This window comes from Arthrobacter castelli DSM 16402 (assembly GCF_000430705.1).
GTDB lineage: Bacteria > Actinomycetota > Actinomycetes > Actinomycetales > Micrococcaceae > Arthrobacter_C > Arthrobacter_C castelli.
Window position 1 is genome coordinate 1 of the sequence record NZ_AUMN01000021.1, and the last position, 11,727, is coordinate 11,727.

Here is an 11,727-nt window from a genome sequence, read left to right on the forward strand (position 1 = left end):
ACCTTGCCCCAGTGCTTGAGCCCATCTGCGTCGAACGCGTCCCGCCAGGCACGCACCGTCATCGCGGAGACACCGTGTTCACGGGCGATGGTGCGGTTACCGACACCCTCGGCGGCCGCAAGGAGGACTCCGGCGCGGACCACCTCGCGGTGCGCGGCCGTGCTCGATCGGGCGACCCGCGTGAGGACTTCGCGGTCGGCCGGGGACATCATCAGAGGGGTTGCTGGAGCGGACATACTCCATTCTATCAACTCACGCTCTAACTATTTGCGTGACACACCACTAGTAAAGTTCGAGCTACGGAGCGAAATTGACTGAGCCAGGCCTTTCAATGTTGCAGGCGTCGTCTGCAACATTGCCATGGGGCCACGTTCTGCTTATGGAAAGGCTCTCTGATTCTAGGACCGGGCACTGGGGCGCGATATCCGCAATCACAGATGGCTGCTCTCACAGCGGAAAGTGGCCATTGGGAGTGAGCATGCACACAACCTCGAGAACCCGCAAGGTCGGCGGCAACCGCCACACTAGCTGCGCTGCGCATCGGTTCCCGGCAGATATGCTGGGCAGCAAGACTATCCCGCTGTCGACCCGCGCTAGGTATATCCGTAACAGAGGCTACAGTCCGGGCGGGGACGACGCTAGGAGAAGCTCGTGATAGGCCGGTACTCCTCCAAGGGACCGACTCCTCAGCCATTCGAGGGCGACCGCTTCCAGATCCTATCGCTCGATGGCGGTGGAGCGAAAGCGCTGTTCAGTGCCAGCATCCTCGCTCGTTTCGAGGAGGACCATGGCGTACGAGTCGTCGACCGCTTCGATCTCATCACCGGTACCTCTGCCGGCGGCATCGTGGCGCTGGGTCTTGGGGCAGGGCTATCGCCGGCTGAAATCGCCGATCACTATCTCGAACTAGTCGCCAAGGTCTTCCGCCGCAGCAAACAGCGCAAGTGGCGGCTCGGCCGTCTAGCACGTCCCGGCTACTCGGGCGATGCTCTCCGCGAAGTACTGACCGAAGTGTTTGGTGATCGCTTGCTCGGAGAGAGTAGAAAGCGACTCCTTGTGCCCTCGTGGGATGTTCAGAGCGGTGAGGTCCACATCTTCAAGACACCTCACAGCGATCGGCTAACCCGCGACTGGAACCTCAAGATGGTGGACGTCGCCCTCGCGACATCGGCGGCACCTGCCTATTTCCCGGCAGCGACAGTCGACTCAGCGCGTCTCATCGATGGTGGCGTCTTCGCCAACAATCCGTCCGTCTTCGCCATTGGCGAGGCCAAGAGCATGCTCGGGGTGCCTCTCGACGTGGTCAGGGTCCTCAACATCGGAACGATGTCGCCCTTCACCGATCACTCTGACCGACTCGACAACGCGGGGCTCGGGCGATGGGCCTCGGCCGCCGTGCCCACGATCCTCACCGCAAGTAGCACCAGCAGCACCGGGCTCGCCCAGCATCTAATCGGGTTCGATAACTTTGTCCGCATGGACGCCGCCGTCCCACCAGGCTTGTTCGCACTCGATCGCATCGACGCCGCCAAGGTAGCCGGCTACGCCGCCAGCGTGAGTCGCAATCTCGGTCCTGAGTACGCCGCAAAGTTCATCGACCACACCGCAGCGCCATATTCGCCCCCTCCGGGTCGAGGCGGGACCGTCACACCAAATACTGAGGAGCAGAACTGATGGAACAAGTCACCTACTTCACGACCTTCCTCACCGGCAAAGTCAACCTGCCCCCGCACAAGTTGGACTTCCTCGACGAGCGCGTCGAGAGGATCTTCAATGCCCTCAAGAAGGCTGAACTCGGCGTCCGTGTGCTGGGCATGAAAAAACAAGGCTCCTGGGCACAGCGCACGATCATCAACCCCAAGGAGGACGAGGAGTTCGACGCGGACTTCATGGTCGAGCTTGAAGAGCAGGAAGGCTGGAGCCCGACGGACTACCAGACCCCAGTATTCGACGCCCTCAACGACTATTGCGTGGCGCAGGGGATGACCACGATGCCCGAAGCGAAGAACCGCTGCGTCCGCGTCACCTACGCCAACTACATGCATGTCGACGTCGTTCCGTATGTCGATCGAGCCGCCGGTGACGAGTGCATCGTCAACACCGATACCAACGAGTGGGAAGACACCGACCCCGGCGGGTTGACCCGGTGGATGCGTGACAAGGACGAGATTACCAACGGAAACATGCGCCGGGTTCTGCGCATCCTCAAGTACCTGCGTGATCACCGAGACTACTACGAGGACACCAAATCCATCATCCTTACCACCATCGTTGGGGGTGTCATCAGCCTGGACACGACGCGGATTCACCCTGGCTGCTACGACAACATCCCGAAGACACTCCACCGGATCACCGCCGACCTCGCTGACTGGGTTCGTGACATGGCGAAGCGACCTGGAATCGAGGACCCCTCCCGCGCGGAGGCCACCTTCACCCATCGCTGGCCGCAGTGGGAGTACGACAACTTCCGACGAGACATCCAATACGTCGCCGACCTTGTCGATGACGCCATAAACTGTTCCACCTCCTGGACTGACAGCGCCAACAAGTGGCGCAATCTCCTTGGCGACGAATTCGGACCTGCCGATGTCGGCCATGACAACAAATTTCCAGCAGCCGGCGCAGGAGCTGGGGTAGCAGGAGGGGTGGAAACCACAACGGGACGCAGCGGCCGAGCCGGGTAGCTTCATGATCAAACTGGGGAGCGGACTCACCAACTGGCAACAACAATGCCTGGGGCAGCTCAAAGCGTCCGCCAAACAACTACCTGACACACTGGTTGCCATCGGCACGGGAGACTTCGACGACGAGACCCGGACGCTCCACGTTCCGTTCACCCTCAACACGAGCGAGATCGACGGCCTCCCTCACGGGCTCCCGCTTGAGGGTCAAGAGTCGTTCATCCTCGCTATTGGCCCAGACGACGAGCATCCGCCAGCGGTATATGTCGACCACTTTCGATTTCTGGGGCACCCCCACGTACTTTCCGGTTTCTTGTTCTGTCTCTACCTCGATGAGACCCGAGAATGGGATCCAGAGCACGGGATCAACGGCGTCCCCAACGGCGTTCTCAACCGACTCTGGCGATGGCTGATCAAGGCCGCCGGAGCGAAATTCAACGCCAACGAAGCCTTGTACCACGCGGTCGGTGGGCTCCCGCACCTTAGTCGAACCCGTCTGCCGTTGCCTCCCATCGTGGTGCGAGATCTACCCCGGCAACGTGGCCGCGCCGGTTCCGCATGGCTCACCCGCCGTTCCGACTGGTGCCTGCAACTGCACGCAAGGCCCCCGAACGACGAAGATGCCGAACACATGCCGGTGTTCTTCACCGACCAAGACCTTCCCTTCGGTGCGGGAAACGACTACCTCTACGAGCTCATCAGCCGCCTGGACCTTCACCAAAACGAGGAACTTGCGAACCTGGCCAGACTCCAGGATTCGTCGTTCGCCCATGCGCAGCAGGCTTCCGAGCCTAATTGCGCAATCAGTCGAAACCTCCTCCCTGCGCAGAGCCACGTTCGTTCGGTCTCACTAGAGTTCGACCGCAACCAGTCCTTCGCCATGCTCACTGCCCTCGCCGCGAGCGCAGCACGCAAACCGGATGGGACACCGCAAACGCTCCTGCTCGCTGTGCCTCATCCCAGGGGCGGGCCGCGGCACCTCATCGCCGTCTACTTCGACGCCGAACTCGCGGACCATCTCCGTCGCCTTGTGCGCGAACGAACGGGGCCGTTGCTCACCTTCGATAAGGCAGGGCTGGACCGAAGTACTCCTCTGAGGTGGTGCTACGTATCGGACGAAAGAGATGATGTGAACCGCCGGCGCGATATCGATAGACCTGTCACGAAGTACCAAGGCGCGGAAGTTCTCGTGTGGGGGGTTGGCGGACTTGGCTCTTGGATCGCCGAGTTCATCACACGGGCTGGCGTACGCAAAATAACGGTCTGTGACAACGGGATAATCACCGGGGGGCTCCTTGTCCGGCAAAACTACACAGACCATGACATCGGCGCGTCGAAAGCCGAGCGCCTAGCAGACCGTCTACGCGCCATCGCACCCGGCGTCGAAATCGACAGCCGCTATAGAATCGAAGACGATGAGCTACGGGCCATCGCGACCTCAGCGAACCTGATCGTCGATGCGACGATCAACCGCGTCGTAGCGCGCCGGCTCGACGCGATCGCGTCCGACCCCAATCGAACTGCGGTCATCGCCCAAGTCGCAACCGACGCGGGAACAGGCAGCCTCGGTCTTGCCATGGTCGACGGAACCAAGCGCGGTGGGAGTGTGCTCCAAACCGACGCGCGAACTGGTCACATGGTCGATCGGGAACCGGACCTCGAGTCCTATCGAGTCTTCTGGAAGGATCCCGAGCCGGGAGACGAATTCATCCCGACACGTGGTTGCTCTCTGCCGACCTTTCACGGCTCGGCCGCCGACCTAGCCTCCGTCGCGGCAAACCTAACAACTCTCATCGCGCCGCATCTGGGGGATGGTGAAAGCGGCACCCACCTCATGTCACTACCACACTCAGGTATTACACCGACGTATCGATACATTCCGACGAGTTCCTTAGCCCATGAGAGCGCCACCGGAACCGACCCACACATTGGTACAGAACCATGCAGCAGTGTCGGCGCGGAGGATTAGACGCCGTAGCCGTCGATAGAAGAGACCGACGAAGCCCGGCCGGTAGTATCGACTAATGGGGAGAAACGTCCATGGGGAGGACAAAAGAATGAAGCTAGCAACGACTGCCCTTACCGAGGCCGACTGGGAAGGGCTCGCACTCGACCTTCTTGGTGAACCGCTCGGCTGGGAACCGAAGCAGGGTGAAGAGATCGCTCCCGGCTCAGGCGAGCGCGCCAGTTGGCATGAATTGCTCATCCGCCCGCGGCTCCTGGAAGCGCTCCGCCAACTCAATCGCGACGTTCCCGCCGAGTACCTGCAGCAAGCCCTCGCGGAAATAACCACCCCAAAGTCGAAGGACGCCCTCACCGAAAACCACCGCATCCACGGCTTCCTGGTCGACGGTTTCCGGATGACCTACATCGACGCGGACGGCTCCGAGGTCAACGCCACCATCCGGCTCATCAGCACCGAGCCGTCGGAGAACAACTGGCTCGCCGTCAATCAGGTCACCCTGCAGACCAGCGAGCGCAAGCGGCGTTTCGACGTCGTCCTCTACTGCAACGGCATGCCAGTGAGCATTATCGAGCTCAAGCGCGCCGGCAGCGAAGCCGCCACAGTCACCGGCGCCCACGCCCAGCTGCAGACCTACCTGCGCGAATTCCCGATGGCGTTCCGCTTCTGCGTCTTCACCCTCGCCTCCGACGGTCTCGAGGCAAAGTACGGCACCCCGTTCACCCCGCTGAACCACTTCTCCCCTTGGAACGTCGACGACGACGGCAAGGTGATCCCGCAGGGAACGATGGTCGACGGCGAACCCGTCTCAGGTCTGGAATGCTCCCTGCTCGGCCTCTACAACCAAGACCGCTTCCTCCAACTGCTGCGCAATTTCACTGCCTTTGATGAAGGTGCCGATGGCGTCACGAAGCGGATTGCCAAGCCTCACCAGTACTTCGCGGTTAGCAAGGCCGTCGGCAGTACCGTGCAAGCCGTCGAGACCAATGGCAAGGCCGGCGTCGTGTGGCACACCCAAGGCTCCGGCAAGTCCATGGAGATGGAGCTCTACGCCAATCAGGTGATTCGGCATCCGAAGCTGCGCAACCCCACCATCGTGGTGATCACCGACCGGAACGAACTCGACGGCCAACTCTACGGCACCTTCAAACGCTCGCAACTGCTGCCCGATACGCCCAAGCAGATCCGCAAACGCAGCGAACTGCGCGAGGAACTTTCCCAGCGGGTCACCGGCGGCATCTACTTCACCACCCTGCAGAAGTTCGGACGCTCCAAGGACGAGAAGGATGCCGGCGCCGAGCATCCGCTGCTGTCCGACCGGCGCAACATTATCGTCGTCGTCGATGAAGCTCACCGCAGCCACTACGACGACCTGGACGGCTACGCCCGTCATCTGCGCGACGCCCTGCCGAACGCCACGCTGATCGCGTTCACCGGTACCCCGGTTTCTTTCGACGACCGCAACACCCAGCAGGTCTTCGGCGAGTACATCGACATTTACGACCTGTCCCGGGCGGTCGAGGACGGCGCCACGGTTCCGGTCTACTTCGAGCCCCGGCTGATCCGCGTCTCGCTGGCTGAAGAGCTGACCGAGGAGACCCTCGACACCGCCGCGGATGAGGCCACACTGGGCCTCGACGACGCCGAGCGTGCCCGCATCGAGGCTTCTGTCGCCGTCGTCAATGCTGTTTATGGTGCCCCGGAACGACTGGCCGCACTCGCCGAAGATCTGGTATCGCACTGGGAGAACCGGCGGGATCACATGCGCCAGTTCATCGACGGCCCCGGCAAGGCGATGATCGTCGGTGGCACCCGGGAAATCTGCGCCAACCTGTACAACGCCATTGTGGAACTGCGGCCCCACTGGCACTCGGACGAGCTGAACCAAGGCAAGATCAAGGTGGTCTACTCCGGCTCCGCCACCGACGCACCGCCGGTCTCCGACCACGTCCGCCGCGACTCGGAGAACAACGCCATCAAGGCCCGGCTCAAGGACCCCGGCGACGAGCTTGAACTGGTGATCGTCAAGGATATGATGCTCACCGGCTTCGACGCCCCGCCCCTGCATACCCTGTACTTGGATCGGCCGCTCAAGGGCGCGTTGCTCATGCAGACCCTCGCCCGGGTGAACCGGACCTTCCGCGGCAAAGATGACGGACTGTTGGTGGCCTATGCCCCACTGGCCGAGAACCTCGCGAAGGCGCTGTCCGAGTACACAGAGAACGACCAGAACACCAAGCCTGTCGGCAAGAACATCGACGATGCCATTGCATTGACTCGGGACCTGATCGAAAAACTGCGGGAGATTGTCGCCGGGTACGACTGGAAGGCGGTGCTCAACCGTGGAGGAAGGGCGCCACTGTTCAACGCCGCCACCGGCACGGCCAACTACCTGCGCGACCCCACCACCCCCGGCAATCAGCCCGACGACGGCGAGGAGGCCTTGGGTGCCCGGTTCCGCAAATTGGCCGGTCAGCTCTCCCGCGCCTGGGCATTGTGTTCCGGATCGGAGAACCTGGCCGAGCTGCGGCCTGAGGTGCAGTTCTATGAGGAAACCCGCGTCTACATGGCCAAGTACGACGCTGCCGAACGCCAGTCGCGCGGCGAACCCATTCCCGAGGAAATCCAGCGGCTGCTCGGCAACCTCATCGCCACCGCCACCTCCTCCGGAGAGGTGCTGGACATCTACGAGGCCGCCGGCATGCCCAAACCCTCGCTCGATGACCTGACGCCGGAGTTCATTGCCAAGACCCAGAAGGCACGCAATCCGCATCTGGCCATCGAAGCACTGCGCAAGCTCGTCACCGAGGAATCGGCTCGTACCACCCGACACAACCCCATTCGCCAACGGGCCTTCTCCGAGCGGATCACCGAGTTGATGAACAAGTACACAAACCAGCAGCTCACCTCTGCCGAAGTCATCGCCGAACTCGTGGCCATGGCCAAGGAAGTCGTGGACGAAGCCAACCGCGGTGCTCGGTTTTCGCCACCCTTGGACGAAGATGAACTTGCCTTCTACGACGCAGTCACACAGAACGAGTCTGCCGTCGAACTGCAGGGCGAAGACATCCTCGCCGAAATCGCCCGGCAGCTGGTCGGAGTCATGCGCCGCGACGTCCGCACCGACTGGACCGTGCGCGACGACGTCCGCGCCAAGCTCCGCTCCTCCATCAAACGTCTGCTCGTCGTGAACGGCTACCCGCCGGACAAGCAGCCAGCCGCCATCAAACTGGTGATGGAACAGATGGAGTCCATGGCGCCGCGATTCGTGACCACTCGAAGAATTTAGAAGGGACGGAAAGATATGCATGTGGGGCAGCTATCCATCGCTAATTTTCGCGGCATTTTTTCTTCTTGTATTGGCTTCACGGGTACGACGACATTATTAGGTGATAATAATTCCGGAAAATCGACTATCTTTGAAGCCTTAGAACTAGTTCTCGGCTCGGATCGACTTTACCGAAAGCCTGTTATCGATGAGCATGATTTTTATGGTGGACACTATCTTGATGATGAGAGAACTTCAACCAGTATCCGCATTGAAGCAGTCATCGTCGGTCTAGACGATGAATTACGGTCCCGCTTTCGCAATAATCTGGAGTACTGGGACACTGCCAAACGCGAAGTCCTCGAACATGAGTCGCTAGATACTTCAGAGAATATCGAGCCGTGTGTTCGTATAGTCTTTATAGGACGGTATGACGTCAACGAGGATGACTTTGTCGGACAAACGTGGTTTGCGTCACCTCAGGATGAGGAAGATTTACCAGCGCAACCTTGCTATCCGGCAGACAAACGCGAATTTGGCTTCCTTCACCTCCGTGCGCTCCGCACGGGGACGCGAGCAATGTCAATGGAGCGAGGTTCCCTTTTGGACGTTGTACTTCGTACCTTCGAAGTCGAAATCCAAATGTGGGAGAATCTGCTCAACCAGCTGCGGAACACATCAGTTGCGGGAGATGACGACGATGACTTCGGAAGGGTCTTGCGGAGTATCGATGAAGCAATGAAAAAGATCGTTGCTGCGGAGTGGGCGGAAGCACCGCATCTACGAGTGTCTGAACTAACCAGGGAAGACTTGCGGCACGTCTTGAAGGCATTTATGGCTACCGGCGCCGGAACTCATTCGGCGCCCTTTAACCATCAGGGGTCGGGCACTGTCAATTCGCTCGTGATCGCAATGCTCACCCTCATCGCGGAGCGTCGTGATAAACGGGTAATCTTTGCCATGGAAGAACCGGAGATTTCGATTCCGCCAACAGCCCAAAAGCGGGTTGTCGATTTGGTACGCAACTTGGCTGGTCAAGCACTATTTACGTCACACTCACCTTACGTAATCGAAGAGTTTGAACCATCAGAGCTCTTAGTCGTCCATCGCGATCACAGTTCTGGCCAACTCTCTGGCCGTACGGTCGACCTTGGGCGATCACTAAAGCCAAAAGCGTTTCGTGAAGGCATGCGCACCCGTTTTTGCGAAGCTCTGCTGGCTAGGCGAGTGTTGATAACCGAGGGCAAATCGGAGGCACTCGCCTATCCATTCCTATCCAAGTTAGTTGCTAACGAAATGCCGACTCAGTTCGGCCGCTTAGACACCGCAGGATGGGGCGTTTTCGATGCGCAAGGGGACCAAAATGTTGCGGGGTTCGCCAGTTTCTTCAAAAATTTAGGAAAGCAGGTCGCTACAATCTTCGACGCACAAAACGCCGAAACGACCGCCCGAATTCAAGCAAGTAGTGATGTGGCGATTGAGCAACCCCATGTGGGTTTCGAGGATCTACTAATCGCAGAGATCCCCAAATCGGCCCAACGCAGTTTCGTAGATCAACTAATCGACGATGGTGAGTGGCCTCCGCACATGGATCGTCCAACGCCAACAGAAGATGGGTCCTACGACCGTGCGCTGAAGCAGCTATTGAGTAAATCAAAGGGCGAAACATTTGTGATTCAACTCTTCGAGCATATTCAATATTCGGACTATCCATTGACAATGGTAAACGCATTAACTTCTTTACGGAACTTCACAGTTTCTGACGGGCCAACACATGATGAGGCAGCTCACGATGACAGCCTCATCTAAGGATGAGAGTGAATATGACAGACTCATCCAACGGTTTATCGATCATGAGGGTAACGCATTGGTTTGTGGCGGTGCTGGATGTGGCAAGACCACTGCCGCACTCCGGAAAGCGGCACTCCTCGCGGATAAGGGTCTAAAGTTCAAACATAGCAAAGCACTTTTCCTGAGCTTTGCGAATGCAACTATCGACCGCATTGCACAGCATGCGCCAGGCATCATCGATAGTAGTCAGCACTGGTCGCTAGCGCTTAACACTTACCATGGATTTGCATGGGCGATACTTCGAAATCATGGCTATTTGCTTGGTGCACCCCGTAACGTGACCATCCTCTCGCCTGGTGAGGAGAACGCTTTCCGCGCAAACTTGAACGATCTTGAACCGGCTAACAGTGACGATTTCATAGAATTGTTCATCAATAGTGGTCATGTCAGTTTCGATTACTTTGCCGGACTAGCAAATGAAGTACTGGAGAATAACCCGATATTGCTGAAGGCGTACGCCGATGCGTTCCCGATTATATTTCTCGACGAGTTCCAGGACACAACAGACAGTCAATGGGCGCTGATGAAGACGCTGGGAAAGCATTCTCGCTTAATCGCTTTGGGTGACCCAGATCAACGCATCTATGATCATGTTGTCGGAGCTAGTCCATATCGTTTTGAAGAGTTTGTCGCCGAATACCAATTGGAAAAAATTGATCTATCCGGGTGGAACTGGAGGAGTCCAGAAGGCTCAATCACCAAGTTTGGCCAAGATGTCCTTGCTGGCAGTCTGGAAGAAGAATACGCAGATGTCGATTTCATCCCACTTGACCATCGACCACTTTTTCGTCTCAAGGGGCAAGTACTCAAGGCCATAAAGCGTCTTGACAATGCGGGGAAGGGGAAATCAATCGCCATACTCACGCCAAGCAATGCGCTTTCTGGCCAAGTGTATGACTTCTTCCTTGAAGAGACGCCACCATTGCCAAAGCTGTATCTCGATATCCACGTTGGTAAAGACGAAGCATTCGCGGCATCAATATTTGTTGCAACGGTGATGCAGTCCCCCGACGATTCCAACGCTTCATTAGCATATCTCTCTCGCGCTCTCGCTCACTATACTCGCACTCGGTCTTCCAAATTCTCTAAATCAGGACGAGATGAAGCGGAGAAGCTAGATCGGGAAGCCGTGCGGCTCGATGGTGGTACGACTCGTCGCGAACTCAAATCAACAACCCACCTCCGTAAGCTCCTCATCGAGAGCTTGGCAAAGGCGCGTACTGGGCATCCTTTGGCGGATTTCCTCACTACAGTGTCCGCAGCAACCCGAAGTGAATACGGTCCGCTGGCCTCGCTCGCCCGCAAGACCCGCCTTGTGAACCTGATAACTAGAGGTGGGGAACTCGAATCTCATCTGGCTCATAGTTGGCGACGGGCCGGTAGTTATGAAGATGCTGAGCGCGATATGCGCGATGCTGTTGTGACTTATCAAATGCAAAGTGCTAAAACCGGAAGTCGTGATCTCGTTGTCATGACCATTCATCGCGCAAAGGGCCGAGAATTTGAGGAGGTATTCGTTTACGAAGAGCGCTATCAACCATTCGTACCTGAGAAGGTCGTAGATCTGACCAGCGCTCGTTACGCGATGAATGTGGCCGTTACCCGGGCCAGAAGCAGAGCCACTATTCTCACGCCAAGATCTCGACCATCCCGCTTATTTACCGTCGACACCTCCTCAGATGGTCAACGGTAATCATGAGTATGAGCTAGGAGGGGAGGACGCCTTTTGCATCGTCCGGGGACGCACTGCACCGGCCTGAAACTGACCAGGACGCTGGCGATGACCACGGAGCCGGAGGTCACCGCCTGACTTGGCTCATTCGCTTAGTGCGTGAGTTTGGTGTGCTAGGTGAAGCCGCCAACGAGCATGGGAGGCAGCATGGCATCGGTGAGTTGTTTGCGCTCTGTCTCATCGCGGCCTGCGGAACGGGCGACCTCGCTGGTCAGCAGGCAGTCAGCCGAAA

General features: G+C 58.4%; 7 protein-coding genes. 6 read left to right on the top strand and 1 reads right to left on the bottom strand.

The annotated features are described in order from the left end of the window. The coding region (locus H535_RS26410; protein WP_155838764.1) for a helix-turn-helix domain-containing protein at window positions 1-236 on the bottom strand (236 nt) is incomplete at its 3' end. Window positions 237-651: 415 nt separating this feature from the next. On the opposite strand from H535_RS26410, the gene H535_RS26415 reads away from it, so the two are divergent. The 6 genes from H535_RS26415 (at window position 652) to H535_RS28620 (ending at window position 11,456) form a co-directional block, all read left to right on the top strand. Continuing rightward, window positions 652-1,674 carry a CBASS cGAMP-activated phospholipase gene (locus tag H535_RS26415; RefSeq protein WP_081416786.1) on the top strand — a complete coding sequence of 341 codons (1,023 nt, stop codon included), beginning with the start codon at window positions 652-654 and terminating at the stop codon, window positions 1,672-1,674. Then, on the top strand, window positions 1,674-2,684 hold the full coding sequence (locus tag H535_RS0117815) for an SMODS domain-containing nucleotidyltransferase (RefSeq protein ID WP_026820617.1): 1,011 nt from the start codon (window positions 1,674-1,676) through the stop codon (window positions 2,682-2,684). The genes H535_RS26415 and H535_RS0117815 overlap by 1 nt, the downstream gene beginning before the upstream one ends. Before the next feature lie 4 nt (window positions 2,685-2,688). Continuing rightward, window positions 2,689-4,650, top strand: coding sequence for a ThiF family adenylyltransferase (locus H535_RS26420; protein WP_051299496.1), 1,962 nt, complete (start codon window positions 2,689-2,691; stop codon window positions 4,648-4,650). Between the two features lie 88 nt (window positions 4,651-4,738). Then, window positions 4,739-7,933, top strand: a complete 3,195-nt coding sequence (locus H535_RS0117825) for a type I restriction endonuclease subunit R (RefSeq protein WP_026820618.1) — start codon at window positions 4,739-4,741, stop codon at window positions 7,931-7,933. Between the two features lie 21 nt (window positions 7,934-7,954). Further along, window positions 7,955-9,721, top strand: a complete 1,767-nt coding sequence (locus tag H535_RS26425; RefSeq protein ID WP_211236628.1) for an ATP-dependent nuclease — start codon at window positions 7,955-7,957, stop codon at window positions 9,719-9,721. Next, on the top strand, window positions 9,705-11,456 hold the full coding sequence (locus H535_RS28620) for a UvrD-helicase domain-containing protein (RefSeq protein WP_162144909.1): 1,752 nt from the start codon (window positions 9,705-9,707) through the stop codon (window positions 11,454-11,456). Before H535_RS26425 ends, H535_RS28620 begins: the two co-directional genes overlap by 17 nt. The last annotated feature ends 271 nt before the right edge of the window (window positions 11,457-11,727 follow it).

Excerpts from the sequence above, each read along its gene's own strand:
- H535_RS28620 (WP_162144909.1), top strand. The coding sequence starts at position 9,705 with ATGACAGCCTCATCTAAGGATGAGAGTGAATATGACAGACTCATCCAA.
- H535_RS26420 (WP_051299496.1), top strand. The coding sequence starts at position 2,689 with ATGATCAAACTGGGGAGCGGACTCACCAACTGGCAACAACAATGCCTG.
- H535_RS0117815 (WP_026820617.1), top strand. The coding sequence starts at position 1,674 with ATGGAACAAGTCACCTACTTCACGACCTTCCTCACCGGCAAAGTCAAC.
- H535_RS0117825 (WP_026820618.1), top strand. The coding sequence starts at position 4,739 with ATGAAGCTAGCAACGACTGCCCTTACCGAGGCCGACTGGGAAGGGCTC.